The sequence below is a fragment of the Rhodococcus sp. ARC_M5 genome (assembly GCF_022810405.1).
Classification (GTDB): Bacteria; Actinomycetota; Actinomycetes; order Mycobacteriales; family Mycobacteriaceae; genus Rhodococcoides; species Rhodococcoides navarretei.
In genome coordinates this window covers 135431-161259 of the sequence record NZ_JALGQE010000005.1, presented here as the reverse complement: position 1 = coordinate 161259, position 25829 = coordinate 135431, and the positions used below count along the sequence as shown (strand labels likewise).

Sequence of the window (25829 nt, the reverse complement as noted above, 5' to 3'; positions counted from 1 at the left end):
TACAGCCGCCGGGCACGATGCGAACGAGAGACAGGAACAACGAAGTATGACGCCGATCACAGTGTAGGTTTTGGAGGTTCCTACGAAGAGGGAGGTCGAATCACCGTGAGACTGCGTGATCTGGTCGATCTCCCCGACCTCGAGCTGCAGCCGATCGTGACTCCCGAGCATTTCGACCCGACGATCAGATGGGTCGTGACCACCGACATGCTCGATCCGAGCCGCTACCTCAGCGGCGGCGAGCTGGTGTTGACGGGATTGATGTGGCGGACCGGCCCCGAGGACTCGAGGACGTTCGTACGGGCGGTGTCCAAGGCCGGCATCGCCGCGCTGGCGGCATCCGACGGCGGCGTGGTACCCGACGATCTGGTCGACGCCTGTCGCGAATACGGTCTGCCGCTCTTTCGCGTACCCGCCGACATCGCGTTCGCCACGGTCACCGAGAGCGTCGTCCGGCAACTGTCGACGGCACGAGCATCGGACCTGAGCCTCGTGCTCGATCGGCACCGACGCCTCGTGGCGAGCGCAGGACCGGGCGGCGGGCTGGGTCCGCTCCTGGACATGGTTAGTTCAGACCTGGGGATGAGGTGCTGGGTCGTCACCTCGTCGGGGCGGGTACTCGCCGGATCCGAGGATCCACCCGACACCGGCTACCTGGCGCACGAGTTCATGACGTCCGTCCGGATGCCGAGATACTCACAGGCGCAGAGGGTCTCGATCTTTGCGGTCGACGGAGAGGTCACGCCGCGGGTGGTGGACTGGTTCGTGGCATTCGAAAGCGATTGGCAGACATGGGATGCACCGCGGATCTCGCTGGCCGAGCAGTTGGCGTCCATCGTCGCGGTCGAGCGCAGCCGTGCGGACGATCGCTTGTCTGGCTCAGGGATTCTGGCCCAGGAATTCGTGCGCTCGATCGTCGGTGGGGCGACGGCCACAGACATCCTCGCTCAGATGCACGTCATCGGACTCGACATCGAAACACGGTACGCAGCAATAGCTGTGGCCACGTCGGGTGAGACGGTGCGGCTCGGTGAGTTGCGCCCGCTTCTGCGAGAGGTGCTGGCACCGCTCGAGATCACGGTGGGAGTCGTCGACGACGAGGCGTTCGCGTTGGTGGAGGCGCCGACCGATCGAACCGATTCCATCCGGCGTGCTGTCCAGGCGTTGGCCCCGGGATTGGTCGGGAGCGGCACGTCGATCGGTGTCAGTGCTCCGACCGCGCCCGCCGAGATCCGAAGCGCCATCGAGGAAGCGCGGTATGCCCGCCGGCTCGCCGAGCGCCGTGGCTCGGACTGCAGCGTCGTCGGACATGATGAATTAGCCACGCTGACAATTCTTCTCGCCAACGTTCCCGACGACGTGCGACGGATGTTCACCTCACGTCTGCTCGCTCCGTTGGTCGAGTACGACGATCAGCACAACAGTGATCTCGTGGAGACGTTGTCGGTGTACCTCGACACCAACGGTGCCTGGACGCGATGTGCCGAACAACTGCACATGCACGTCAATTCCGTCCGATATCGCATCCAGCGGATCGAGGAACTCACCGGCCGCGATCTGTCGCGGCTGGAGGACAGAATCGAGTTCTACTTGGCACTTCGGCTGAGATGACTAAGGTGAAGCCCATGGCTCTCATTGCTCTGTTGGATCTGACCTTCAAGCCCGAATCTCTTGCCGAGGCGCGTGAGTTGCTGCGCACGGTGCTAGCCGATACCCGCGCATTCGAGGGTTGCCTCGGTGTCGAGGTGTGGGTGGACGAGGAGAACGAGGCGCATGTCGTCGCCTACGAGACGTGGGAGTCGGTCGAGGCCGATGCGAAGTACCGCGAGTTCCGGGCCGGTCCCGGCAAGATCGTCGATTTGCCGCCGTTGCTGGCTGCCGCGCCGTCACTGACCAAGTTCACCGTCGATTCGTCGATCTGAGTTCTCTGCGAGAGTGGCGGTGCAGCGCTACCTGCTGATGCCCGACAGCGGTAAAGGTCGTCCGGTGAGAAAGCCCTGCACCATGTCTGCTCCGAGTTCGACGGCCACCCGCAGTTCCGCTTCGGTTTCGACGCCTTCCATGATGACCGTCGAGCCGATCTCGTGTGCGAATCCGATCACCGATGCAGCGGCGGCCCGTCGAATCGGGTCGGTGTCGATTCCGTGCACCAGTGCGTAGTCGACCTTCAGGGTGTCGGGTCGCAACTCGACCACCTGGCGAAGTCCGGCGAAGCCGGCACCCACATCGTCGACGGAGATGGAGATGCCAGCTCCGCGCAAAGATTCGATGGTTCGGGCGACCGCGCGGTAGTCGTGGACTCGCTCGTGTTCGGTGATTTCGATGTGGAACTGTCGGTTCTTCTGGAACGGCCGCAGTACGGCAGCCAGATCGGTGGAGCGAATGGTGTCGGCAGATGCGTTGAGTGAGATGAAGATCCCGCAGGGAAGTGATTCGGATGCGGCCAGCGCGCGGTCGATGGCCGCGACTTCGAGAAGCGGTCCGATTCCCGCATCGGTGGCGTCGCGGAACCACATCGACGGCGGGCCGTAGCCGAAAGGAAAGCGAGAGAGCGCCTCGTACCCGACGACCTTCGTGGTGGCCGCGTCGCAGATAGGTTGGAACACCACGTCCGGCCCGCCTCGCGAGATCAGAGTCTCGATGCGCGTGCGGACGGCCGCTCGCGTTCCGGTGCTGCTGCCCCGTGCAGTGCCGTCGTCCTCGTACAGTCGAGACTTGTTGCGATACATCTCGATATCGGCCAGTGCGATCAGTGTGCGCACGACGGTAGGGGTGACGGGTTCGCTCCCTAGTAGCTCCGAGGCCGAACCGACACTGGCGGTGAAGGGCGGCCCGGAGAAGCTCTCGTCGAGACCGGCCCGGATCCTGTGATCGGTCGATTCGATCTCGCCGGGCGAACCGACGTGCACGATGACGAACTCGTCGCCGCTCAGACGCGAGACCACCGATGTCTTCGGAACCGCGGCGGTGAGTCGCGAGGCGACCTCGATCAGCACTGCGTCGCCGGTGGGGTGCCCGAATCTGTCGTTGATGTCCTTGAACCGATCGATGTCGAGAACGGTGACCCCGAGGGTTCGATCCGAGGTGCAGTCGGTGGACGCGGTACCGACGTCGTCGATCGCCTCGAGCAATCCGCGCCGGTTGTACAGGCCCGTCAGCGAATCGACGACGGCGCCCGATGCCCGAGAACGTAGATGCCGGATGTACGCCCGCATCATCAGGGGGGTGAGGTACAACGTGGCGACTGTGACTGCGGTTGCTGCCACCAGCCACGGGTTCTTTCCCTGACCGACCGCGAGTACGCCGAGCGCAAGTACCGTCGCCACCGAGACTGCCAGGTGAGCCCACATGACTCGGAAAGAGCTGGCAATGACGGTGAAGACGGCCACGATCGTGAACATCATGCACCCGGCCAGCGGTACGTAATGGTCGGTGCTGCTGAACAGGATGCCAACGATGCCGACGTCCGCGTAGAACACGAAGGCATTGGCCAGACGTGTCGACGGCCATGGTCTGACGAACCACACGATCGCGACCGGAATCGTCGTCAACGCCCCGATGAGGACGAATACCGCCAAGCCGTCGTAGTGGATGCCGGTGGGAACCATCAGGATCCCGGACAGGCCGAACAACAGTGTCAGGGTTCCGATGAAATACCGCACCCAACGCTCGCGCGCTGTGTTCGCGAAATACTTGTAGTCGTCGTCGACACTCGAGTGTGTGGCTTCGAGGCCAGGTCTGTACCGTGTTCGGCCCTCGGCCGTCACCGCAATCCCCGGTCTGGAAATGGGCATACCTCTCATGGGCAGATCCCCGGCCGACTGAACGCTACCAGCGCCACCTGGAGCTGGGCCGGAATCGGGCGTACTCGCTGGCTACCAGTGCGTCAGACCATGTCTCGCTTGGTGAGCCACCGCAAGGTGGGCCACCCGAGAAACACCGGCAACCAGCAGGTCAGAACGCGGTAGAGCAACACCGACGGCACGGCGATGGAGGCGGGTAGACCGAACGCGGCCAGACCCCCGATGAGCGCGGCCTCCACGGCCCCCACACCGCCAGGAGTCGGTGCGGCGGAGGCGAGGGTTCCGCCGATCATGGTCACCACCGTCACCGTCACGAACGTGGTGCCGCCGCCGAAGGCCTCGATGCTCGCCCACAACGCGAGCGCCGCACCCAGGGTCGTTGCTGCGCAGCCGAGGATGATGATCGAGAAGCGTTTGGGGTCGCGGGCGAGCTCGCCCAGTTCGGTGAGGACTTCCTTGATCTGTGGCCGGATGGCGACCCGGAGCCAGCGTCGTAGCTTGGGTACGAACATGAACGTCCCGACGACGCCGAATGCGGCACCGGCGATCAGATACAGCACGGTGTTTCCGGGGACCATGTTGGACAGACCGGACGAGGTACCGGCGACGACGCTGAAGAAGATCAACAGGCTCACGTGCGTGATCACCTGGACGGATTGTTGAAGCGCCACAGCGGCCGTCGCGCGGACCGTGCCGAGGCCACCCTTCTGCAGGAATCGCACGCTCAGAGCAAGCCCGCCGACACCAGCGGGAGTCGTGGTGGCCGCGAACGTGTTCGCGACCTGCATCACCGTCAGATTCCAGAAGCTGACCTTGCCGAACGCGCACGCCCACAACGCAGCTCCGGCGCCGATGTAGGTCAGGGCGGACACGGCCAAGCCCAGCAGTGCCCACCACCAGTTCACCGAACCGAGCTCGACGACGAATGCGGGGACCGCGCTGATGAACGGATAAGCGACGTAGACCAACCCGATCAACAGCACGAGCGAGATGATCTGGTTGCGGCTGAACCGGGTTACCTGTTCGGCCTCGATCTTGGCGGCACCGGTCTGCTCGAGAACTTCGAGCCGGATCGCCTTCATCGTCTGCGCGTCGTCGGACACCGATTGCCGAACGCGAGGCGGGATGGCGGATTTGGTGAGACGGCCCGAGGCCGCGACCACGGTGTCGAAGCCGAGTACATCCAGAGCAGTGGCGACGGCACGCTGCGGGCCGAAAAGATCTGCGGTGGTGAGCAACAGCTGCGCCACGTCCGATTGCATCTGTGAATCCGACGCACCCAATTCGGCGTGACCGAAGCCGCAGAACAGGGCTTTGCCGTCGTGGATCCGGAGTTCGCCTCGGTGCAGATCGCCGTGGGAGATCTGGTTCTCGTGCAACGTGTTCAGAGCCGACCACAGAGCGTTGAGGGTGGCATCGTCGTGCTCTGCCTCGATCGGATCTCCGACTGGCTGGCTGTGCGCGTACAGGGTCCATCCTCGATCGAGTGCCGACACGGCCAATGGGTGACTGCCCGCAGCTCCGAGGCCCTTGATGGCCAGACCCATCAACGCGCGATGCTCGACGGCTCGCCGCATGGACGCATGCAGTGGCGCAGTCTCGCTGCCACGCAGCGTGATCCACCGCCAGAACTGGCGCAGGGCACCACCGCTGCGCTGATTCTGCCCGTACAGCTCGACCACCACATCCGCGTCGGGCGTGTGCGCGTTCAGAACCAGTGGACCGGGACCGGCAGGACGGACGACGGTGAAGCTGCGAACGGTGACGCCGCGGCTGTGGAACAGACGAACCGCCGCGTCGAGTGGAACCTCGAGTGCCGGCGTACCGACCAGCAGCACGATGACGGCTCCGACCAGCCAGCCGACGGCCAGACCGAGCATCGAGCGTGCCGGGACGACAGTGGAGACGACCAGATGGATCGGCACGAACGCGAGCAACAGCGTCCACCATGCCCGACGCCATCGCGCGGGCAGGCCCGGTCCGGAGACCGTCAGGGCCGCAGCCAACATGGCGATCCAGCGGGAGTCGTCGAGGAATTGCGCGAGGAACGTATCGAGTCGCTCGGGGACGTCGAGGTCCCAGGTGGGCGTGGAGATCCCGGTTCCGGTGATCGACAGTGCCAGTGCGGCCAGCAGGGCGGCGGCCGCATACCCGGCGAGCAGTTTCCATTTGAGGCCGGCGATCAGCCCGATCAATACGCCGAACGGGAGCGCGAGAATGGCGACGCCGTAGACGATGTAGACGGCATTGGATTGGTCGGGGCTGAGCACGCCCACGATGTTCGATACCGATTCTTCCAGCGCATCCCACTGATTTCGGGTGATCAAGGAACCCGCGATCACCACGCCGAGCAGTACCGCGGCCGATACGACCCGAATGATGTCGCTGGTTCTTCGCACCAACGGCTGAAGCAGGTTTCCCGCTACGGGAACGTCCCGCCCATCCACGCGCATGGGGTCAACCTACCGTGCGGTTCGCCTACGGAGTTCGTTGCGGACGGTGGGCCATTCGGATTCTATGATCGAGAACACGACGGTATCGCGCAGTGAACCGTCGGACATGCGTTGATGATTGCGCAGAATTCCGTCCTGCTTGGCACCCAGTTTCGCGATCGCCGTCCGTGACTGCAGGTTCATCCAGTGGGTACGAAATTCGACGGCGATGCATCCCAATTCCTCGAACGCGTGCGTCAGCAGCAGCAGTTTGCTCGCGGGATTGGTGCCGGTTCCGTGCGCGGAGCGGGCATTCCAGGTGTATCCGATCTCGACGCGACGGTTGTTCGCGTCTGCATTGCAGAAGGTTGTCGCCCCGATGATCTGCCCGGTGTCGTTGCGGCGCAGTGTGAACGGAAGCATGGTGCCTGCGTCGAGCAATCCGAGTCGCCGGTCGATCTCGGCCGCCATCTCCTCGGGCTTCGGCACGCTGGTGTACCAGAGCTTCCACAACTCACCGTCGCGGGCCGCGTCGCACAGACCTTCGAGGTGATCGTGGCTCAGCGGTTCGAGGGTCACGAGATCGTCGACGAGGGTCACCGGTTGCAGAAAGGGCATTCGCCGACGATACGTCGGATCTCCCGCTACGGGAAAGCGCAATGATCGCCGCCGAGGTGACGGCCACAGCCACCACGACGAGGGCGATCACCTCGCTGAACGCAGGGGCATAGGCGTCGGCGAATCCGGGTTGTCCGGCAGCGGCGGCATCCGCGTCGGCTCGGTCGGGTACGCGTCCGCGGACGAGGATCGTCAGCAGCCAGGCGTAGCCGGCGACCACCACGGCCTCGCTACCGATGCGGAAGAGATTGAGTACTCCTGCTGCGGTGCCGCTGCTGTGCGGTGGCACTGCGGCGAGTGCTTCGCCGTCGACCAGGCCGACCGGAAGTCCGAAGCCCAGCCCCAACAGGATCATCGGGACCACGACGGCGGCAAGCGGGACGCCGGGTTGCAGGGCCAGCATGCCGAGATTGCCGAGAACCAGGAATCCGAGGCTCGTCAGGATCACCCGGTCCGGGGTGACGGCCTCGAAGGCGGTGAGCGACCTGGCGACCGCCAACGGAGCGATCAGCACCGGCATCGTCATTGCCAGCATGAACAGTCCGGCCCGGCCGGGAGTGAGGGACGCAACGGCGCTGAGCGCAGCGGGCAGATAGGTGAGCAAGGTGACGAAGCCGATGGCTCCGGCGACCGGGACCAGGCACAGGGCGAGGAAGCGGCGGTTGCGCAGCAGGCCGAAATCCAGGAGTTTCGATGGTGTGGATGCGCTTCGCAGAGCAGGAAGGGCCAGTGTTCCGACGGCCGCGACGAGCAGAACGAGCGCCTGAGCGGCGAACACTCCGCGCCAATCGAGCACGGCGATCAGCAGCCCGGAAATGGTCGGCCCGAGTGCCAATCCCAGTCCGTTCACGGTGCCGAACAGGGCGAACGCCGTCGCTCGTTCGGTCCCCTGGAAACGCAACGAGAGAATGGACGTCGAGCCCACCAGGACCGCCGCGGCACCGATGCCGGCGACCACCCGCGCGGCGTCGAGCAGGAGCAGTGAGGACGCCCAGGCGCTGACCAGGCTGGCGACGGCCGTGAGTACGACGCCGATACGAAACGACGTGCGATGCCCGATGCGATCCGAGACCGCGCCCCAGACGACGGTGAACAGTGCGAACGCGACGTTGAAGCCGTTGACGACCCACTGCAGTGGCGTCGGATCGGAGCCGAGATCTGCGGCGATCACCGGCAGCGCGATGGCGGTGCCCGAGATGGACATCGGAACGACGAACTGTGCTGCGAGTACGACCGGCAGAACTGCTCTCATGAATCCCCCTGGGCTTAGGTACGATGATTTTCGTACTAGATCAGGATTGAAGGTACGGCGCAAGTCGTACCTCGCTGTTGGAGGGTGTTCATGGCAGACGAGAACGGGCATCCGGAGCCCGAGGAAATGCACCTCGGCGCGGTGATGTCTGCGCTGGCGGATCCACTGCGTCGCAAGGTGGTCACCGAACTCGTCGGCGACGAGGACGGAGCCGAGCGAACCTGCATGTCGTTCGAGCTGGGCGTTACCAAATCGACTGTTACGCATCACTTTCGAGTGCTACGCGAGGCGGGGCTGGTATTCCAGGTCGACCGTGGCAACAGTCGCAAAGTGACGCTGCGCCGCCAGGAGCTGAACGAACGATTCCCGGGCCTGCTGGATCTGATCGCGAACGAAATCCACTAGCTCGCAGCGCCGTGTCCGCTCTACGGTGGAGGTCATGCACATCGCCATGATCGGCACGACCGCTCCCAGCCATATCTACCCATCGCTGGCCGTGATTGCCGAGTTGGTCCGGCGCGGGCATCGCGTCACCTACGCCGTCGGTGAGTCGCTGCGACACCTGGTCGAACCCGCAGGTGTCGAGGTGGTCTCGTTCACCTCGATACTTCCCGACGGAGAGTCGTCGTGGCCGGACGATCCGGCGGCGGCGATGCAGGTGTTCCTCGACGAGGCGATCGAGTCCTTCCCGATACTCACTGCGTTCTACGACGACGATCAGCCGGATCTGTTCCTGTACGACATCGGCGGCATGACTGCACCCGTCCTCGGTGTGCGCTACGGGGTACCTGCCGTGCAACTCTCGCCGACGTACGTGGCGTGGGACGGATATGCAGAGGATCTCGGGGATGGGATGACCTCCATTCGAGAGTCGCCGACCGGTGTCGTGTATCGCGACACCTATGCACACTGGTTGCGAGAGAACGACATCGACGCCGATCCCTGGGAGTGGATCACGTATCCGGCGCACTGCTTGTCGCTGATCCCGAAAGTGATGCAGCCCAACGCGGATCGGGTGGCAGAGACGGTGCAGTTCGTCGGACCGTGCCTCGACCCGGTACGCCTGAACGATCGCAGCTGGACCGCACCCGACGGGCCGCTCCTGTACATCTCGTTCGGCACCGGATACAACGAGCGACCCGAGTTCTACCGACTGTGCATCGAGGCGTTCGGGAACACGGACTGGCACGTGGTGATCTCCATCGGCCGACGCGTCGACCCCGCCGCGCTCGGCGCGCTGCCTGCGAATATCGAAGTACACGAACATGTTCCGCAGCTCGCCGTGCTCGATTCGGCCACGGTCTTCATCACCCACGCCGGAATGGGTGGCTGCACCGAGGCGCTGTGGTTCGGTGTCCCGACCGTTGCCATCCCCCAGGCAGTGGATCAATTCGGCAACGCGGCAATGCTCGCCGAACTCGGGGTGGGCGTGCACCTGGAATTCGAGAAGGTCACGGCCGCGAGCCTGGCCGACGCGGTTGCCAAGGCTCGGGGGTCGGCATCGCGCGCAACGGAGGTGAGTGCCGAGGTGCGGGCACACGGTGGCGTCGACCAAGCGGCTGATGCGGTGGAAGCGTTTCGCCGGTAGGTCACGTTGCGAGTGCGCGTAGCTCCTCGAAGGTCTCGGCGTAGGTCTCGCGAACCCGGTCCCAGGATGCCGTCATGTCGACGCTCTGCGGATCGGGAGTGGGCAGCGCGTATCCGTACTGGGAGCGAGGCACCGGGTTGCCGGGCAAGACGAGCACCTGAGTGAATGCCGCGGAATCGGGATTGAACGTCAACGTGTGAGAAGCGACGTTGCGGCCCCAGTCCTCCGATGGCCACGACAGGAAGATCACGTGCTGCGGGTTCGCCGCGACGTCGGTGTACGAGACGTAGCTGCCGTAATGATCCTCGCCCGGCGACATGATCTTGTACGCGCCGTTGTCGGTGTAGATCAGGAGGGCCTCGGCGAACGGCTTCTGATCGAACAACGCCGTGTAGCGAAGTGCCTGAACGAACACTGGCTGTCCCAGCGGGATCGAGATGGGCTCTGTGGTTGAGGTCATGAGAATCGACTCCATCGTCGCAGAATCCGGTGCAGCCAGCCGCGCCTAGCGCGGTCCAGTGCACCCGATTCAGTCCTCCAGAACGCTGACGCTCACGCCGTAGGGCAGGAAACGAACCCGTCGACGCGGGTCGGTGTTGTCCTTGTGTGCCCGGAGGGCATCGAGTTCGGTGGCGTAGAGCTGATCGATCTGCGGTGATCCCGAGTCGTCGACGCTGTAGATCGCCCAGACTCCGTCGCCCTTCTGACCTGTGGTTTCGGGCTCCGGCGGCGCTTTGGGTGCCCCGGCGCCGGAGGCGAACAGTGAGCCGACCACCTCGCGCAGTCCTTCGGTCGCCTCACGGGCGAACTTGTCGAAGTCGTCGGATCCGAATCCGAAGGGTCCTTGGTTGGCCATGGCTGTACCTCCTCAGGTGTTCCTCCAGTATGCGCGTTTTCTCCGAACGGGCGAGAAGCTATTGCTGTAGCCGGGCACCGATGGTGTTGTGCAGCGCTCGCAGTGAGTTCTGGCCGAGCGAGACCGTCTGCGATTCGACGTAGCGCAACAAGTGCGTGTCGTCGAGGACCTTCTCGCTCGACTGGATCAGCACTGTGCCGGCACCGGTGAAGTCGCACTGACGCTCCTCGCCGCTGTTGGCACCGAGGAATCCGCGGGCTGCACCGAGGAAGTTCTGCATCCAGTCGGCGTCGAAGTGATGCGACGGCGACGGGCAATCTGCCCATCCGACAAGGGCTTCCGGGTCGATGCGCAGCGGCGGCTCGGCGAACATGACCGGGCCGTTGGACGACGCCAGGAACTTGCCGGTGCCGAGCAGAGTCAGGAATCCCGGAACGATGGACTGCTTGAGATCCAGAGTCGGCTCGAACGCAAGGAGATTCGCGGCCCGGATGGTGAGGTTGCCGTCGTCGAGGTCGTAGCTGTTGATGTTGAACCCACGGTCGCCGAGGATCAGCTTGCCCTGCCCCTGCGCGAGCACCCAGTCGTTCGAGTACAGCGGAGACGAGAACCGTGCGGCGACGATGGCGGGCATGGACGTCTGCCCGAGCGGTTCGAAGCGAACGTTGCCGTAGTACGCGATCATCGCGCCCTTCGACGTGAACCACGGCTGGCCGGCGAGCTCGACGCAGAACGCGTAGTCGTTGCCGGGGACGTTGTCGTTGATCGGCAGAGTGTGCGGGGTGTGAATGTCCAGACCCATGGGGTGTCCCTCCTAGAACTTCTGCTCGGACGCCTGCACCCACACGGTGCCCATGCCGGTCATCTTCAACTGGATCGCCTCGCCGCTACCTTTGCCGACGGCGTCGCGCCACCCGACGTTCGCGGAGATCTCGACGTTGATGTTGCCGATGTGGCAGACGTACGCCTGCGGATCCACCACGACCTGAGGGTGATCGGGCCCGACCTGCAACGGTGTCGCGCCGCCGTGCGAGAGAACCGCGACGCTGCCCTGGCCGGTCAGTTGTGTCGTGAACAGACCCTGCCCGGTCATCGCGCCGCGCACCGCTCCGCGGACGCCGCCCTGGGAGGTCAGGGCCACGATGGAGCTCTGCAGGTAGCCGTCGTGCACCAGGAGTCGATCGGCTTCGACGGTGAGCATCGAGGAACCGTCGAGGTGGATCACCTCGATGTACAACCCGGCGTGACCGTAGAAGACCTCGCCCTGCCCCTCGGCGGCCATCATCGCCACGTGCTCGCCCGCCATCATTCGCCCGGCCATGCCGGCGACGCCGCTCATGCCAGGCATGGCACCGGCCGAGCCGCCCATCGAGTGCGGAACGAACCGGACGTCGCCGGTGTAGTAGAGCATCGCTCCACGACGCGCGAGCACGTTCTGATTCGGTGCCAGAACGGATTTCACGACTTTGCTGTTGACGAGTTCGAGCGGCACGTCAGCGCTCCTCGGGTTGGATGTAGACGACGCCCTGGCCGTCGAAGCGGAGAGAGAACGCCTCGCCGCTGCCGCCGCCGATGGCGGACCGCCACGTGACGTCGGTGACGAAGCTCTGATTCAGCTGACCGCGATGGGCGACGAAGGCGTCGGGATCGACCACGAGTGGGTACTGCGGATCGACGGCGAGGGCGATGATGGGCCCACCCTTGGACAGCAATGCCACGGTGCCGGTTCCGTTGACGACGGTGGTGAACAGTCCCTGGCCGGAACTCGCGCCGCGCAAGCCGGAGAATTTGATGTCCGTCTTCAATTGCCCTGTGAGAGCAAGCAATTGGGACGATTCGACGTGGAGGTTGTCGCCCCGGACATCGACGAGGGTGATGTCCTGAGCGTCGACGGCGAAGTAGACGGTGCCCTTGCCGGACACGTCCATCAGCGACAGCGACTCGCCGGTCACCTTCTGTTTGAGTGCGGCGCGGAATCCTCCGCCGCCACCCATGCCTGCGCTCTTGAAGGTGACGTCGCCCTCGTACGCCACCATCGAGCCCGACATTGCGCGCAGGGAGTCGCCGGTCAGGTCGGCGACCAAGACGCGGTGCCCGTTCATCCTCAGCTGAGCCACGGGGGAACTATGCCACTGCACGCGCCCCCGCGGCTACCGCTGGAGAAAATATCTAGACGAGCGGCTTCAGGGCCTTACCAGCCAGTTCGACGGCTCCCGGCTGGTGTCCGTTGGTGATCAGGTTGATGATGATGCCGTCGACGCCCTGATCGAGGACGCGCTTCTGCACCTGCTCGGCGACGTCGTCGGGGGTTCCGCAGAAGTGGCGATCGGTGGCCTTCGCCGCGTCCTCTTCCGACAGGTTCGTCAGATCGAGGCCCTGCTTCAGTACGAACTCGCGCTGTAACTCCTTGGCCTTGTCGCCGTCCTCGTCGACGATGACGAAGGCGAGGAAGCTCGTTTCGAGGTCCTTGGGGTCGCGGTCGACCTCCTCGCATCGGGCCTGCACGGCAGCCATCTTGCGCGGCAGTTCGTTGGCGTCGCAGATGATGTTGAGATGATCCGCGAATTGAGCGGCCAGGCCGAACGTCTTCTTCTCGCCGCCACCACCGAGCATGATCGGCAGATCATCGCGGATACGCGGCTCGTTCATCGCGTTCTCGACCTGGTACCAGAGGCCGTCGAACGTCGGGCGCTGGCCGCGGAGCATCGGCTCGATGATCTGCAGAGCCTCGTCGAGTCGCTCGAAACGGTCGGTGAAGGTACCGAACTCGAGTCCGAAGCTCTGGTGTTCGAGTTCGTACCAGCCGGCTCCGATCCCGAGGATCGCGCGACCGCCGCTCACGACGTCCAGCGTGGTGACGGTCTTGGCCAGGATCGCCGGATTGCGGTAAGTGTTGCCGGTGACCAGCGCGGAGAGCTGGATGGTGTCGGTGGCCGTCGCGAGCGCGGACAGCGCGGAGTAGGCCTCGAGCATCGGCTCGTCGGGCTTACCGATTCCGGGGAGTTGGTAGAAGTGATCCATCACGAATGCGGTGTCGAAACCGGCCGCTTCGGCCTCGCGCGCCTGCGCGATGACCTGGGGAAAGAGTTCTGCGACCGAACCGTCGTAGCTGAAGTTGGGCATCTGGTAACCGAGGCGAATAGTCACGAGAGCCACGCTACTCGGATATCGGCCCGTGGCATGCGCGAGAGCGCGATAATTCGACGATGACATCCTTGGAGCTGACCAGGCAGCCGTTCTCCGGATTCGCAGTCGACGACCTACCCGCAGCTCGGGCCTTCTACGCCGAGACTCTCGGTCTGACGGTCACCGAGAACGAGATGGGGATGCTCGAGCTGCACCTCGGGACCGGGGCGATCGTGCTGATCTATCCGCGCCCCGGGCACGTGCCCGCGCAATACACCATCCTGAACTTCCCGGTGACCGATATCGAGAGCGCTGTCGACTCCCTGATCGCCAAAGGGGTTGTGTTCGAGCAGTATCCGGACATGGGCACCGACGACAAGGGAATCTTTCGCCACGGCGGACCGTTGATCGCCTGGTTCACGGACCCGGCGGGCAATGTGATGTCGGTGCTGCAGGATTGACGACCCCTACGCAGTCGGGGTTCCGGCGGCGAGTGTGACTGTGCCGGAGCTGGTTGCACCCGTGTCGTCGACCCATTCGACGACGGCGGAATCATCTGGGCGACGGCCGAGCAGCGCCTCCGACAGATCCGGTGACGATCCGATCTCCGCGCCGTCGAACCTCACGATCACGTCTCCCGCAGACAGTCCCAGCGCCTCCGCCGGGGAATCGGAGGTCACCGAGACCACGGCCGCCCCCATTGCCGGCTTGTTCTCGAAGACCGACACATCGCGTACCGAGACTCCGAAATACGGTGTGGGGCCCACATGCACTGTGCCGCCCGACTGCCCGGCGATCACCTGATCGAGCACAGCGACCGCCTCGGAGATGGGGACGGCATAGGCCTCGGGTGCCTGCGGCGGTGAGAACTCGGTGCCGTTGCGCGCCTCGTCCGAGAGCCCGGCGGTGTTCACGCCCACCACTCGGCCCCAGGCGTCGAACAGTGGCCCGCCCGAATCCCCAGCTCGCACATCGGCATCGACGCGAATCATCTTGTCGAGAGTGTTCCCCGAACCGTCCACCGAACTGCGCGTACGCACCTGCTGATCGAGAGCCGTGACCGCGCCCGGTGCAGGAACCAATACCCCTGCGCCCGAGGCATTCCCGACGGCGACCACCGCGTCACCCACGTCGGGAAGTGGGTCCGGTGCAAGCTCGACCACTGGCAGGTCGACCGCGGTGATCAACTGCACGACCGCCACGTCGCGGGATTTGTCGTAACCCAACACGGTGGCGTCGTAGATCAGTCCGTTGCCCATGTGCACTGCACTGATCTCGGTGGCGTTCTCGACGACGTGGAAGTTGGTGAGCACGATCCCGTCGGGGGCGACGACGAAGCCGGTGCCCGCGACGCCGGAAAAACCGGCCGACGCCGCGAGGGTGACGACGGTGGGATCGACGCGAGCCGAAAGTTCGTCGAGGGTCAGTGGTGGGGGTTCGACGACGGGTGCAGGTGCCGGCGCAGGTTCCTGGATCGGGCTGTCGATACCCAGCACCCCTGGACCGAGCGGTGTGGCGAACAGCCATGCACCGGCAGCGACCAGCGTCAGTACGAACGCTCGGCCACCCGACTGCATAGGAACCGATTATGGTCCGGTGGCGACCGCGGTGCCAGTCAGTCGACGATCATGGTCAGCGGTACCTCTCGGTGCGCCGGTCTACAGTCTGCTCATGCCCGCGTCGCATCGACCTCGAGTCCTCATCGGCATCTCCGGTTGGACGTACGCACCCTGGCGAGGAGATTTCTATCCGACGGGTTTGGCGCATCGCAAGGAGCTCGGGTACGCGTCGGAACAACTATCGTCGATCGAGATCAACGGCACGTTCTATGCGATGCAGAAGCCGTCGAGCTTCAGCAAGTGGCACGACGAGACGCCGGACGACTTCGTGTTCTCCATCAAAGGCGGTCGCTACGTCACCCACATCAAGCGGCTCGTCGGCGTCGAGGCGGCACTCGCGAATTTCTTTGCCACCGGGGTATTGACGCTGGGCGACAAGCTCGGACCGTTCCTGTGGCAGTTGCCGCCGAACCTCGAGTTCGACGCGCAGAAGGTGTCGGATTTCTTCGCAATGTTGCCCCGAACAGTCTCTGCTGCAGTCACTCTGGCCGAGGCTCGCGACGACAAGTTGGCCGAGGATCGAGTGTTGTTGCCGCCTCCGTCGTCTCGGATCCTGCGGCACTGTGTGGAGGCTCGGCATCAGAGCTTCGCCACCGACGAGGCCGTACAACTGTTGCGAGAGAACGATATTGCGTTCGTTGTCGCCGACACCGCCGGTAAGTATCCGTACGTCGACACTCCGACAGCCGACTTCATGTACGCCCGCCTGCACGGCGACGAGGAGCTGTATGCCAGCGGCTACACGGATGCGGCGCTCGATCGATGGGCCGCGAAGATCTCGGACTGGACGGCCACGGGCCGCGACGTCCACGTGTACTTCGACAACGACATCAAGGGATATGCACCGTTCGATGCGATGAAACTGATCGAGCGCATCGGTAGGTGAGTATTCGGTTCTCTACGTTATGTTCTAGATTTGCGAATAGATCACTGTGTAGGCCCGGACGCAGGTAGCGCTTCCGCCACTCGGGACAAGCTCGCGGCGGACGCCAGGACCGTAGCCACCTTCTCTCGCAGCGCGTCGCCCTCGAATGTCTCCGCTCGGCCGCCCACGCTGATCGATGCAACGACCACCCCGTTCCGCCCGAGGATCGGTGCTCCGACGGCCGCGACGCCGGAGAGGTAGTCCGAGTTGCTCAATGCGTACCCCTGCGATCGGATCTGTTCGAGACGTGTCAGTAGCTCGTCCGGTGCGGTCGGTGTCCGATCCGTGAACGCAGGTAGGTCGTCGGTGAGCCAGCGGTCGCGAATCCGAGCGGAGAACGCCAACATGGCCATAGGGCCTGCGGTCGCGTGATACGGCAGTACCGAACCGATCGAAATGCCCGCGACGACAAGGGGATTGCTCCCTTCGTGGCGATCGATGCAGACGGCTCCCTCGTCTGCAGGGACCATGAGATATGCAGTGTCGCCGAATTTTTCGGCAATCTCCGACAGGTACGGCTGCGCGGCTCCGCGAATGTCGAGCTGGGTCAGTGCCGATGATCCGATCTCGAACACGGGCATGGCGATTCGGTACGAGCCCTCGGACGTTCGGTCCACCCAGCCCGCGTGGATCATCGTGGTCATCAACCGGTGCACGGTGGTCTTGTTCATTCGACTTGCTGTCGTCAGGTCGTTCAGCGTCCACACCGGATGTGAAGTGTCGAAGTGCTCGAGCAGCCTGCACGCCTTGACCACCGCGCCGACGATGTCGCGGCCGGCAGCGTCAAGACCGGCGGTATGACGGCCGGAGTCGGCGTCGGACTCGGTGGGCGATGCCACGTGTGCTCCTTCGATCGGACTGGGAAGTGCTGCCGCCATCCTACGAACCCCTCTTGACTTGTGATCGCCACCACTCTAGTTTCGGAATGCGTTCCGCAATACGAAATGGATGGTGTGTATGACTGCGACACTCAGGGAACTGACCGAACAGGGCCTCGTGTACGCCCCCGGCGTGTGGGACGGGCTGACCGCCAAGCTCGCCGAGCAGGCCGGGTTCTCGGCCCTGTGCGCCTCCGGCTTCGCCGTGTCGGCCGCCCTCGGACTGCCCGACGCCGAGCTCTACACGATGACCGAGAACCTCCAGGCCGTGCGCACCATCGGCGAAGCATCCTCGTTGCCGCTGGTCGCAGACATCGACACCGGCTACGGCAACGCGGTGAACGCAGCGCGGACCGCAGGCCGATTCGCCGCCGCGGGTGTTCAGGGCGTCTTCATGGAAGACCAGCTCTCGCCCAAGAAGTGCCCCATCTGCGTGGGCGAGCCGGTGGACCTGATCAGCGTCGAGGAAGCGTCGGGCAAAGTACGGGCCGTCCGGGATTCGCTTCCGGATCACGTCCTGATGATCGCCCGCACCGATGCGCGGGGCGACGACGCGATCCGACGCGCCACCGCGTACGTCGACGCCGGTGCCGACATGATCATGCCGGTCACGAAGACCTTCGAGACCGCCGAGGAGTGGGCTCGCTGCCACGACGAGGTCGGCGTCCCGCTGATGGCGACGTTGACCGCGTCGACCTGGACCGAGCGCGAGTTCACCCCGGAGGTGTTGCAGCAGATCGGTGTTCGACTCGCTCTCCTGCCCACCCAGGTGCTGATGGCCGCCACCGGGGCTGCTCGTGACGCTCTGCGTCGCCTCGCCGGAGGTGAAGCACCCGCCGATGTCAGTGCAGACGCACTGCAGCACAGCGAGTTCGTCGACCTCATCGGCTTCCCGGAAGTCGAAGCAGCGCAACGCAAGTACCTGCCCTCCGAGACGAACGTATGACCGAGATGAGCTCCGATGCATTGACGATGGTCGAGAAAATCCTCGGCCGAACCTGTGATTCCGATGTGGTGCATGCCGGGGAGAATCACGCTGTCCGGCCCGCTCGCATGATCGCCTACGACTTCCCCGGCTACACCGACGTGATGTTTCGGCAGATGCGCGACGACTTCGGCATCACCGAACTCGTCGACCCATCCCGGTACGTCGTCTTCATCGACCACATGCTCACCAAGAAGAATGCCAAAGAACAAGAGGTGCACCAGGTCACGCGAGATTGGTGCGAGTTCTACGGCATCGAGCTGCACGAGGGTCGTGGCATCGGACATCAATTGACCGCCGAGCTCGGTCTGGCGACCCCAGGCGACTTCCTCGTCCACTTCGACGGACACATCAGCGGAATCGGTGCCTTCGGCGCTCTCGGATGGGGCATCAGGCGCGACCTCATCGAGGCCTGGGTGACGGGTCAGCTGTACGTGGACATTCCGGCCACCACCCGGTTCGACCTCGTGGGTGAGTTCGGTCCCGGCGTCGACAGTCGCGATCTCGTGCACACGATCATCGACCTGGTCGGAGCCGACGGATGCGCGCACCAGGTCATGGAGTTCGGTGGTCCCGGAGCGCGATCGATGAAGATCGACCACCGACAGGGGCTGTGCGGGATGGCTATGTTCACCGGCGCGGTATCGGCGATATTCGAGCCCGACGAACTCTCGCTCGCCTACGCCCATGACGTCGCCCGACACGCGTTCACCCCCGTCCGCCCCGACGAGGGTGCCGACTACGCAGCCCGCCACACCATCGACCTGTCGACCGTCGTTCCGCAGGTGGTGCAGCCCGGATCGGCTCGGGCAGCCAACACGCACACCGCTGCCGACCTCGCCGGAATCCCGATCACGAAGGCGTTCATCGGCTCCTGCGCCAGCGGCCGTATCGAGGACCTGCGTGCTGCGGCTCTGGTGCTCGACGGCCGAACCGTCGCGTCCGGCGTCGAACTCAACGTCGTTCCGACATCGCAGAAGGTGCACGATCAGGCCGAAAGCGAAGGGCTACTGGAGATTCTGCGCTCGGCCGGGGCTCACATCGCGGTGTCCAGCTGCGACTTCTGCTTCGGCTACCAGAAGCCGTTGGCGGCAGGTGAGAACTGCATCTCCACCGGAGTTCTCAACATCTCCGGCCGGATGGGCAGCTCCGAGGCCAACATCTACATGGGCTCGCCCTACACCGTCGCGGCCAGTGCGCTCGCCGGCTCGATCACGCAGGTGGGCCCATGAGCGCGTACCCGCCGCCACCGGAGGTCATCGAAGGCCGTGTGGCGTGGATCTTCGGTGACGACTTCGACATCGACCTCGTCGTGGGTGTCGCCAACATCAAGTCCTACGACCCAGACCACTTACGGTCGGTCTGCATGACGGCGTACGACCCGGACTTCGTGGACCGAGTTCGGCCGGGAGACATCATCGTCGGCGGACGCAATTTCGGCTACGGCCACCCGCACTATCCGCCGATGGTGGCACTGAGAAACCTCGGAATCAGTGCCGTTGTCGCAGAATCGTTCTCACCCGGATTCTGGCGCGGCGAGACCTTCAACGGGATGCCGTTGATCACCGTCCCCGGGATCTCCGACGCAGTATCCGTCGGCGATGATGTCAGACTCGACTGGCGTCGAGCCGAGGTGTCGAGGAGGGATGGTAGAACGATCACCGGTCATCCACCGAATGCCCGAACCATCGCCGTCATCGAAGCAGGCGGTTCGTACGAACTTCTTCTCTCCGAACATCGAAGCACGCAACCACTCACAGAAGGATCAGCGCGATGACGAACACCGAACACTCCCGCGCAGGAGTCGTACCGCCCAAGGCGGACACCACGACCGCGCGCCGAGCTGCGCTGGCCGGAGGTGTCGGCACTCTCATCGAGTACTACGACTTCGCGGTCTACGGCTTCCTCGCCGTCATCATCGCGCCGCTGTTCTTCCCCTCCACCAGCCCCGGCGTGTCGATTCTCGCGACCTTGGCTGTGTTCGGTGTCGCCTATGTCGCCCGTCCGCTGGGCGGAATCTTCTTCGGCCGACTCGGTGACCGCAAGGGTCGGCGGCACGCCCTCGTCATCACCGTGGTGTGCATGGGTGTCGCCTGCGGAATTCTCGGACTGCTGCCGACGCACTCGAGTGTCGGTGTGTTGGCACCCATTCTGCTGGTCATCATCCGGCTCGCCCAGGGATTCTCGGCGGGCGGTGAGATCGGCGGTGCCGCAACGTACATCGCCGAATCGGCACCGCCGAACCGTCGGGGATTCTTCGGGTCCTTCACGCCGGTGGGATCGACACTCGGCTTTGCCGTCGCCGCGGCCGTCGTCGGGCTCGTGGCTCTGATCACGACCGACGAACAGATGTCGTCATGGGGATGGCGCATCCCGTTCCTGCTCGCTTTGCCTCTGGCGTTCGTGTGTCTCCGGGTGCGGCTCAAGCTAGAGGACAGCCCGGAGTTCGAGGAGATGGCAGCCAAGAACGAGGTCGCCAAGAGCCCGTTGAGTGACGTCGTGAAGAGGCAACCGTGGTCGGTGCTCCGCGTCGTCGGCATCGCGATCGCGATGAACGGATCCGGCTACATCGGACTGACCTACTTCAGCGTGTATCTGATCAACGACCTCGGGTTCTCGAAGGACTCGGTGTACTGGACGTCGGCGATCGCAATTGCTTTGGCCTGCGCCACTTTCCCGCTGAGCGGCATGCTCACCGACAGGTTCGGCCGCAAACCGGTACTGCTGTTCGGCTATGTGGCGTACGTGATCATCGCGCTGCCGGTGTTCATGATTCTCGGTGCCACATCGAGCATTCTGATCGTCGGCGTCGTCTACTTCGTCTACATGGTGCTCAACGGTGTGGTGCAGGTCCCGGCTTTCCCACTGTTCACCGAACTCTTTCCTCGAGCAGTTCGGTATACCGGAGTGTCGTTGGGCTTCAACATCGGAACGATCGCGGCAGGCGGAACTGCGCCGTACGTGGCCGCACAGTTGGTCGAATCGACCGGCAACGCCATGTCACCGGCGTACTGGGTGATGGGCGTGTGCGTCATCGGCGTTGCGACGGTACTGACCATCAAGGAGACGGGCCACAGCAAGCTTCCTGTGTAGCTCGCGGAGCTCTGCTGTCAGCAGAGCTCCGATCCGGGCGTTCGGCAGAGCAGACGGACCGCTCACCGGCACACTGGATTCATGAAGCTATTGGTCCTCGGTGGCAGCGACTTCGTGGGACGAACTGCCGTCGAACGTGCTCTCGAGCTGGAGTGGGATGTCACGGTCCTGAACCGCGGCACAACCGCGTCGGATCCCCGTGTCACGCGACTTCGGGGAGACAGGCGCTCGTCCGACGGATTGGATGAGACCCGAGAAGTCTACTGGGACATAGTCTTCGACACGTGGTCGTGGGAACCGGACGTGGTGGCGCAGTCGGCGACGATGCTTGCCGATCGAGTCGGTAGCTACGTCTACGTCTCGAGTCGGTCGGTGTACGACGCGCCGCGAGCGGGAGCGACCGAGACGTGGCCGACGGTGCAGGGACCGGGCGAGGACTATGCGCGGTGCAAGCTCGGCGGTGAGCAGGCGGCTGCCGCGGCTTTCGGCGATCGAGCGCTGCTGGTCCGCGCCGGGCTGATCCTCGGGCCGTACGAGAACATCGGCCGACTTCCGTGGTGGCTGAACAGAATCGAGCACGCCGGGGATGTGCTTGCGCCCGGTCCCGCCGACCTCACGCTGCAGTATGTCGATGCCCGCGATGTGGTCGCCTGGAGTTTGGGTGCTGCCGCACGAGGGTTGGGTGGACCGTACGACGTGGTGAGTCGAGCCGGGCATGCCACCATGGGTGGTGTTCTGAGGGCCTGCATTTCCGCCACCCGATCCGACGCACGCCTGTGCTGGGTGGAACCGGACATACTCAGCGCTGCAGGTGTGCAGCCGTGGACGGAGCTCCCGATCTGGATTCCGCCGGGCGCGGATCACGATTCGTTGCACGCGTCCGATGTCTCGAAGGCATTCGCCGAGGGGCTTCGGACGCGGCCGATCGAGGAGACCGTCGCAGACACGTGGGAATGGCTGCAATCGGTGAACGGACGGACGCCGATGAGGGGTGATCGGCCGCCCGTCGGACTCCCGGCCGAGCGTGAGGCGGCAATTCTGGCGGGTCGGTGAACTCGACAGACGCGCGCGGAATCGCCAGACGCGTTCGGAATTGTCAACGGATCGGTGTCGAATTCGCGCGCGTATGACGAACGCGCGCGCGTTTGCGGGAAAACCGGCCCCACTACCCCACTATTCGACACTCTTGAAGCAAAGCTAGAGATGGATAGACAACGCTACGGAGTGCAGAGTCGTCGTACGGCACCCTCGATTTTCGACGCTCGACGCCGGTGTTCGGTGTCGTCGATGGGCCCGCAGTCACTGCCCGGTGCGGTCATCCACGCCGAGGTGATGCCGAACATCATGGTGAACAGGTCGTCGACGGTGAAGGCGTCGGAGATCAGACCTTCCTGCTGTGCGACTGCCATGGCGCTGCGTCGCTGTGCGATGACCGAGCGAATGTCGTCGTTGCCCGAGGTCGCCATACCGCCCTGAAGTTGAGTCCACAGCAGCAGTCGGTGCTCCTCGGGATGCGCGGCGAGATGCAGGTATTCGCGCGCCGCGTATCCGCCGAGGTCGTCGACCGCGAAGGGGACCTCGTCGATGAACCGTGCGAACCCGTCCTCGACGACCGCCCGAAACAGGGTTTCCTTGTCTCCGAAGTATGCGTACAGGCGTTCCTTGCTGGCCTTGGCTGCAACCGCGATGCGATCCACCCGGGCACCGGCCAGTCCGTGTTCGGAGAACTCGTCACGGGCAGCGATGACGATGCGGGCGCGGGTTGCGCTGGCGTCAGGCTTCATAGCGGCCACCCTACCCCGCCAACCAACTAGTTCGTTTGACACCCGGTGCCGCATCGCCTACCTTTTCGATCGGGACATTTTTCGTGCCCAGAATCAACGAGTACGAGTGGGGTAGAAACATGTCGCAGGTCTCCGAGCACGAAGCGTCGGATCCGAATCCGAATTACGAGCGCCGGTGGTTGGTGCTCTGCATCGTCGCCATCACACAGCTCACGATCGTGCTCGACGGCACGATCGTCAACATTGCGCTGCCGCAGGCACAGCTGGACCTGGGCATCAGCGACAGCAGCCGCGCCTGGGTCATCACCGCCTACGCGCTGTCGTTCGGCGCACTCCTGCTGCTCGGCGGACGCATCGCCGACTACTGGGGACGCAAGCGCTCGTTCATCGTCGGCATGGCAGGCTTCGCCGTTGCCTCCGCCATCGGCGGACTCGCCCAAGAGGGCTGGCAGCTGTTCATCGCACGCGCAGGCCAAGGTGTCTTCGCCGCATTGCTCGCACCCGCAGCACTGGCCATCCTGACGGTCACGTTCACCGACACCAAGGAACGCGCCAAGGCATTCGGAGTGTTCGGAGCGATCGCCGGTGGCGGCGCAGCCGTCGGTCTGCTTCTCGGCGGAGTACTCACGGAATACGCGAACTGGCGCTGGTGCCTGCTCGTCAACATTCCCGTTGCGATCTTCGCCATCGCAGCCGCTGTCCCGCTGGTCAAGGAAAGCAAGGCGCACGGAGACACTCGCTACGACCTGCCCGGCGCGATCCTCGTCGCACTCGGACTGGCATCGCTGGTCTACGGCTTCACCGAAGCCGAAGACGGCTGGGCGACGGTACCCACCATCTCCTTCATCGCGCTCGGCCTCGCTCTGCTCGCCGCGTTCGTCGTCGTCGAGACCAAGTCCGACAACCCGTTGCTTCCGATGAGCGTGCTGCTCGACCGTGACCGCGGTGCCGCATACATCGGATCCGCGGTGATCGGTGCCGCACTGCTCGGCGGCACGTTGTACCTCACCTTCTACTTCCAGATCGTGCTCGAGATGAGTCCGGTGATCGCCGGCGTCGCGTCACTGCCCATGACCGGCGGCATCCTGATCACCGCTGCGATCGCGTCCGCTCTCGTTCCGAAGATCGGACCCAAGCCGCTGATGGCCGTCGGTCCCGTCGTCTCGGCGATCGGTCTGCTCCTGCTGACGCAGATCGGCGTCGACACCTCCTACTGGACTCATGTGCTCCCCGGCGTCGTGCTCCTCGGTCTCGGCCTCGGTCTGCTGATGGTGCCGATGCAGAACGTGGCGCTCATCGGCGTCCCCGATCACGACGCGGGTGCCGCATCCGCTCTGATCAACGCCACCCTTCAGGTCGGCGGCGCACTCGGCGCCGCAGTGTTCACCACGGTGTACACCTCGTCGAAGACCACGTACCTCGCCGAGAACCCAGCGCCGACGCCGCCCGCAGGAGTACCCGCCGAGGCCCTCGCAAGCCAGGAAGTCCCCAGCGACGAGATGCTGGCCGCATTGCCGGAGCCGATCCGCGACTTCGTGCTGGCCACCATCGATCACGCGTTCGCGGCCGAGGTATCGGGCTACGCCTGGGCCTTCGGAACCGCCGCGATCCTGGTCGCGCTGGTGTGCCCGGTTGTGCTCGGGCTCGTCCGCGCAAAGAAGGACGACCTGCCCGTCGGAGACACCCCGGTCCACATCGGATAGCTCCACAGTGACAAGAACCCCGCTGCTCACCCGTCGAGCAGCGGGGTTCTTCGTTTCGAAAGTGTCGTCAGTCCGGGTCGATCGCGTCGGCCTGCGCCGTGAGCAACATGTGCAGCAATTCCGGCGGCAGGGCCATGGGCGGCATCGCACCGAGGTCGATCGAGTTCTCGGTGTCGCCGTTCAGTTCCACCACCTCGTCGTGCAGGCTCTCCATCTTCTCGTCGAGCTTGTTCGCGCTCTCGGCGGCCTCGGTCAGTTCGGCCAGCAGAGTCGGTGGAATCTCTCCGCGGTACTTGTAGAAGATCTTGTGTTCCAAGCTCGCCCAGAAGTCCATCGCGATGGTGCGGATCTGTAGTTCGACGAGCACCGGCTGGACGCGGTCGGACATGAACACCGGAATCTCGACGATCAGGTGCAAACTCTTGTAGCCGTTGGGTTTCGGGTTCGCGATGTAATCCTTGACCTCGACGACCCGAATGTCGGTCTGGCTGCTGAGCATGTCCGCGATGCGGTAGGTGTCGGAAATGAAGCTGCACGTGATGCGGACCCCGGCGACGTCGAAGATGCTCTCGCGGATCGCATCGAGCGTCAGAGCACACTTCTTGCGTCGGGCCTTGTCGATGATGCTTTCGGGCGTCTTCAACCTCGACGAGACATGCTCGATGGGGCTGTACCGGTGAATGTGGGTGAATTCCTGCTTGAGGATGTTGATCTTCGTGATCAGCTCGTCGATCCCGAACTTGTAACTCATCATGAATCGCGTGAAATCGTGTCTCAGCCGACCCAGGTCGACTTCGGTATCACCGTTCTTCATGACCTCGTTCATGGACACGATTGTCCACGACGGCGGGCCGGGCGCGCGCGGCGCGAGAATCGAAGCTCGCATCGCTGCACGACGGGCCTAGTTCCGGTGTGAATCTCACGACCCCGCAGGACTGGCACTGGTGCGTCCGGTGATGCCCGAGCTCACACGAACACGCCCGCGAACCGACGAGAACAGAATTGGCGACGAGCCGATGACCGTTCCCGCATCGAGTCGGCGCTCTCTCGGCCCATCGATCCCCCACGCGGTACAGCGAACCGGCTGCGGGCTCTGGTTCGAGTGCCATCGCGCGCGACCGCCTTCGAGATCCATGCCATCCGATGTGGACCGCCCGAAGTGGCTCC

At 64.3% G+C, this 25829-nt stretch carries 26 protein-coding genes; 12 read left to right on the top strand and 14 right to left on the bottom strand.

The window, feature by feature from the left end:
- The first annotated feature begins 105 nt into the window (after positions 1–105).
- Positions 106–1611 (top strand): PucR family transcriptional regulator, encoded by a 1506-nt coding sequence (locus tag MTX34_RS10160; protein ID WP_243609343.1) that lies wholly within the window; start codon positions 106–108, stop codon positions 1609–1611.
- A gap of 14 nt (positions 1612–1625) precedes the next feature.
- Entirely contained in the window at positions 1626–1922 is a 297-nt protein-coding gene (locus MTX34_RS10155) for a putative quinol monooxygenase (protein ID WP_243609342.1), read from the top strand.
- Positions 1923–1949: 27 nt separating this feature from the next.
- Here MTX34_RS10155 and MTX34_RS10150 read toward each other — a convergent pair whose 3' ends face one another.
- The 4 genes from MTX34_RS10150 to MTX34_RS10135 form a co-directional block, all read right to left on the bottom strand.
- On the bottom strand, positions 1950–3794 hold the full coding sequence (locus MTX34_RS10150; RefSeq protein ID WP_243609341.1) for a bifunctional diguanylate cyclase/phosphodiesterase: 1845 nt from the start codon (positions 3792–3794) through the stop codon (positions 1950–1952).
- 92 nt (positions 3795–3886) lie between these two features.
- Positions 3887–6256 (bottom strand): lysylphosphatidylglycerol synthase transmembrane domain-containing protein, encoded by a 2370-nt coding sequence (locus MTX34_RS10145; RefSeq protein ID WP_243609340.1) that lies wholly within the window; start codon positions 6254–6256, stop codon positions 3887–3889.
- Positions 6257–6265: 9 nt separating this feature from the next.
- Complete coding sequence (locus tag MTX34_RS10140; RefSeq protein WP_243609339.1) at positions 6266–6853, bottom strand: GNAT family N-acetyltransferase; 588 nt, start codon at positions 6851–6853, stop codon at positions 6266–6268.
- Positions 6750–8105, bottom strand: coding sequence for an MFS transporter (locus tag MTX34_RS10135; RefSeq protein WP_243609338.1), 1356 nt, complete (start codon positions 8103–8105; stop codon positions 6750–6752). Before MTX34_RS10135 ends, MTX34_RS10140 begins: the two co-directional genes overlap by 104 nt.
- A 90-nt stretch (positions 8106–8195) precedes the next feature.
- Here MTX34_RS10135 and MTX34_RS10130 point away from each other — a divergent pair, with 90 nt between their 5' ends.
- Together MTX34_RS10130 and MTX34_RS10125 are read left to right on the top strand one after the other, a co-directional pair.
- A complete protein-coding gene (locus MTX34_RS10130) occupies positions 8196–8510 on the top strand; it encodes a helix-turn-helix transcriptional regulator (protein WP_243609337.1) in 315 nt (104 codons plus the stop codon).
- Between the two features lie 34 nt (positions 8511–8544).
- A complete protein-coding gene (locus MTX34_RS10125; protein WP_243609336.1) occupies positions 8545–9693 on the top strand; it encodes a macrolide family glycosyltransferase in 1149 nt (382 codons plus the stop codon).
- Position 9694: 1 nt separating this feature from the next.
- Here the strand turns inward: MTX34_RS10125 and MTX34_RS10120 are convergent, their stop codons facing one another.
- The 6 genes from MTX34_RS10120 to MTX34_RS10095 all read right to left on the bottom strand — a co-directional run bounded on the left by MTX34_RS10120 (position 9695) and on the right by MTX34_RS10095 (position 13696).
- Complete coding sequence (locus MTX34_RS10120; protein WP_243609335.1) at positions 9695–10153, bottom strand: hypothetical protein; 459 nt, start codon at positions 10151–10153, stop codon at positions 9695–9697.
- Positions 10154–10222: 69 nt separating this feature from the next.
- Positions 10223–10549 carry a hypothetical protein gene (locus MTX34_RS10115; protein ID WP_243609334.1) on the bottom strand — a complete coding sequence of 109 codons (327 nt, stop codon included), beginning with the start codon at positions 10547–10549 and terminating at the stop codon, positions 10223–10225.
- Between the two features lie 58 nt (positions 10550–10607).
- Positions 10608–11351 carry an AIM24 family protein gene (locus MTX34_RS10110; RefSeq protein WP_243609333.1) on the bottom strand — a complete coding sequence of 248 codons (744 nt, stop codon included), beginning with the start codon at positions 11349–11351 and terminating at the stop codon, positions 10608–10610.
- Between the two features lie 12 nt (positions 11352–11363).
- The gene (locus tag MTX34_RS10105) at positions 11364–12041 is read right to left on the bottom strand and encodes an AIM24 family protein (protein WP_243609332.1); all 678 of its coding nucleotides are present in this window, start codon (positions 12039–12041) and stop codon (positions 11364–11366) included.
- A gap of 1 nt (position 12042) precedes the next feature.
- Positions 12043–12651 (bottom strand): AIM24 family protein, encoded by a 609-nt coding sequence (locus tag MTX34_RS10100; protein WP_243609499.1) that lies wholly within the window; start codon positions 12649–12651, stop codon positions 12043–12045.
- 67 nt (positions 12652–12718) lie between these two features.
- The gene (locus MTX34_RS10095; protein WP_170945816.1) at positions 12719–13696 is read right to left on the bottom strand and encodes an LLM class F420-dependent oxidoreductase; all 978 of its coding nucleotides are present in this window, start codon (positions 13694–13696) and stop codon (positions 12719–12721) included.
- A gap of 59 nt (positions 13697–13755) precedes the next feature.
- Here MTX34_RS10095 and MTX34_RS10090 point away from each other — a divergent pair, with 59 nt between their 5' ends.
- On the top strand, positions 13756–14136 hold the full coding sequence (locus tag MTX34_RS10090; protein WP_243609331.1) for a VOC family protein: 381 nt from the start codon (positions 13756–13758) through the stop codon (positions 14134–14136).
- A 6-nt stretch (positions 14137–14142) separates the two neighbouring features.
- On the opposite strand, the gene MTX34_RS10085 is transcribed toward MTX34_RS10090, so the two are convergent.
- Entirely contained in the window at positions 14143–15252 is a 1110-nt protein-coding gene (locus MTX34_RS10085) for a S1C family serine protease (RefSeq protein WP_243609330.1), read from the bottom strand.
- Positions 15253–15346: 94 nt separating this feature from the next.
- Here MTX34_RS10085 and MTX34_RS10080 point away from each other — a divergent pair, with 94 nt between their 5' ends.
- Positions 15347–16180: a DUF72 domain-containing protein gene (locus MTX34_RS10080; RefSeq protein WP_243609329.1), complete on the top strand. Its 834-nt coding sequence runs from the start codon at positions 15347–15349 to the stop codon at positions 16178–16180.
- Positions 16181–16221: 41 nt separating this feature from the next.
- On the opposite strand, the gene MTX34_RS10075 is transcribed toward MTX34_RS10080, so the two are convergent.
- Positions 16222–17058, bottom strand: coding sequence for an IclR family transcriptional regulator (locus MTX34_RS10075; RefSeq protein WP_243609328.1), 837 nt, complete (start codon positions 17056–17058; stop codon positions 16222–16224).
- A gap of 109 nt (positions 17059–17167) precedes the next feature.
- On the opposite strand from MTX34_RS10075, the gene MTX34_RS10070 reads away from it, so the two are divergent.
- The 5 genes from MTX34_RS10070 to MTX34_RS10050 all read left to right on the top strand — a co-directional run bounded on the left by MTX34_RS10070 (position 17168) and on the right by MTX34_RS10050 (position 22228).
- On the top strand, positions 17168–18043 hold the full coding sequence (locus tag MTX34_RS10070) for an oxaloacetate decarboxylase (protein WP_374639278.1): 876 nt from the start codon (positions 17168–17170) through the stop codon (positions 18041–18043).
- Positions 18040–19314 (top strand): aconitase family protein, encoded by a 1275-nt coding sequence (locus tag MTX34_RS10065; RefSeq protein ID WP_374639276.1) that lies wholly within the window; start codon positions 18040–18042, stop codon positions 19312–19314. Before MTX34_RS10070 ends, MTX34_RS10065 begins: the two co-directional genes overlap by 4 nt.
- Positions 19311–19859: a 3-isopropylmalate dehydratase gene (locus tag MTX34_RS10060; protein ID WP_243609326.1), complete on the top strand. Its 549-nt coding sequence runs from the start codon at positions 19311–19313 to the stop codon at positions 19857–19859. The genes MTX34_RS10065 and MTX34_RS10060 overlap by 4 nt, the downstream gene beginning before the upstream one ends.
- Positions 19856–21175 carry an MFS transporter gene (locus MTX34_RS10055; RefSeq protein WP_243609325.1) on the top strand — a complete coding sequence of 440 codons (1320 nt, stop codon included), beginning with the start codon at positions 19856–19858 and terminating at the stop codon, positions 21173–21175. Before MTX34_RS10060 ends, MTX34_RS10055 begins: the two co-directional genes overlap by 4 nt.
- An 81-nt stretch (positions 21176–21256) precedes the next feature.
- On the top strand, positions 21257–22228 hold the full coding sequence (locus tag MTX34_RS10050) for an NAD-dependent epimerase/dehydratase family protein (protein WP_243609324.1): 972 nt from the start codon (positions 21257–21259) through the stop codon (positions 22226–22228).
- A gap of 164 nt (positions 22229–22392) precedes the next feature.
- On the opposite strand, the gene MTX34_RS10045 is transcribed toward MTX34_RS10050, so the two are convergent.
- Positions 22393–22959 (bottom strand): TetR family transcriptional regulator, encoded by a 567-nt coding sequence (locus MTX34_RS10045; RefSeq protein WP_243609323.1) that lies wholly within the window; start codon positions 22957–22959, stop codon positions 22393–22395.
- Positions 22960–23042: 83 nt separating this feature from the next.
- On the opposite strand from MTX34_RS10045, the gene MTX34_RS10040 reads away from it, so the two are divergent.
- A complete protein-coding gene (locus MTX34_RS10040) occupies positions 23043–24662 on the top strand; it encodes an MFS transporter (RefSeq protein WP_243609322.1) in 1620 nt (539 codons plus the stop codon).
- Between the two features lie 67 nt (positions 24663–24729).
- Here the strand turns inward: MTX34_RS10040 and MTX34_RS10035 are convergent, their stop codons facing one another.
- Positions 24730–25488 (bottom strand): GTP pyrophosphokinase family protein, encoded by a 759-nt coding sequence (locus MTX34_RS10035; RefSeq protein WP_374639272.1) that lies wholly within the window; start codon positions 25486–25488, stop codon positions 24730–24732.
- Positions 25489–25829 lie beyond the last annotated feature (341 nt).

Bases quoted from the DNA above. Each gene is read 5' to 3' on its own strand.
- MTX34_RS10155 (WP_243609342.1), top strand. From the start codon at position 1,626: ATGGCTCTCATTGCTCTGTTGGATCTGACCTTCAAGCCCGAATCTCTT.
- MTX34_RS10150 (WP_243609341.1), bottom strand. From the start codon at position 3,794: ATGCCCATTTCCAGACCGGGGATTGCGGTGACGGCCGAGGGCCGAACA.
- MTX34_RS10145 (WP_243609340.1), bottom strand. From the start codon at position 6,256: ATGCGCGTGGATGGGCGGGACGTTCCCGTAGCGGGAAACCTGCTTCAG.
- MTX34_RS10140 (WP_243609339.1), bottom strand. From the start codon at position 6,853: ATGCCCTTTCTGCAACCGGTGACCCTCGTCGACGATCTCGTGACCCTC.
- MTX34_RS10135 (WP_243609338.1), bottom strand. From the start codon at position 8,105: ATGAGAGCAGTTCTGCCGGTCGTACTCGCAGCACAGTTCGTCGTTCCG.
- MTX34_RS10130 (WP_243609337.1), top strand. From the start codon at position 8,196: ATGGCAGACGAGAACGGGCATCCGGAGCCCGAGGAAATGCACCTCGGC.
- MTX34_RS10125 (WP_243609336.1), top strand. From the start codon at position 8,545: ATGCACATCGCCATGATCGGCACGACCGCTCCCAGCCATATCTACCCA.
- MTX34_RS10120 (WP_243609335.1), bottom strand. From the start codon at position 10,153: ATGACCTCAACCACAGAGCCCATCTCGATCCCGCTGGGACAGCCAGTG.
- MTX34_RS10115 (WP_243609334.1), bottom strand. From the start codon at position 10,549: ATGGCCAACCAAGGACCCTTCGGATTCGGATCCGACGACTTCGACAAG.
- MTX34_RS10110 (WP_243609333.1), bottom strand. From the start codon at position 11,351: ATGGGTCTGGACATTCACACCCCGCACACTCTGCCGATCAACGACAAC.
- MTX34_RS10100 (WP_243609499.1), bottom strand. From the start codon at position 12,651: ATGAACGGGCACCGCGTCTTGGTCGCCGACCTGACCGGCGACTCCCTG.
- MTX34_RS10090 (WP_243609331.1), top strand. From the start codon at position 13,756: ATGACATCCTTGGAGCTGACCAGGCAGCCGTTCTCCGGATTCGCAGTC.
- MTX34_RS10085 (WP_243609330.1), bottom strand. From the start codon at position 15,252: ATGCAGTCGGGTGGCCGAGCGTTCGTACTGACGCTGGTCGCTGCCGGT.
- MTX34_RS10080 (WP_243609329.1), top strand. From the start codon at position 15,347: ATGCCCGCGTCGCATCGACCTCGAGTCCTCATCGGCATCTCCGGTTGG.
- MTX34_RS10070 (WP_374639278.1), top strand. From the start codon at position 17,168: ATGGTGTGTATGACTGCGACACTCAGGGAACTGACCGAACAGGGCCTC.
- MTX34_RS10065 (WP_374639276.1), top strand. From the start codon at position 18,040: ATGACCGAGATGAGCTCCGATGCATTGACGATGGTCGAGAAAATCCTC.
- MTX34_RS10060 (WP_243609326.1), top strand. From the start codon at position 19,311: ATGAGCGCGTACCCGCCGCCACCGGAGGTCATCGAAGGCCGTGTGGCG.
- MTX34_RS10055 (WP_243609325.1), top strand. From the start codon at position 19,856: ATGACGAACACCGAACACTCCCGCGCAGGAGTCGTACCGCCCAAGGCG.
- MTX34_RS10050 (WP_243609324.1), top strand. From the start codon at position 21,257: ATGAAGCTATTGGTCCTCGGTGGCAGCGACTTCGTGGGACGAACTGCC.
- MTX34_RS10045 (WP_243609323.1), bottom strand. From the start codon at position 22,959: ATGAAGCCTGACGCCAGCGCAACCCGCGCCCGCATCGTCATCGCTGCC.
- MTX34_RS10035 (WP_374639272.1), bottom strand. From the start codon at position 25,488: ATGAACGAGGTCATGAAGAACGGTGATACCGAAGTCGACCTGGGTCGG.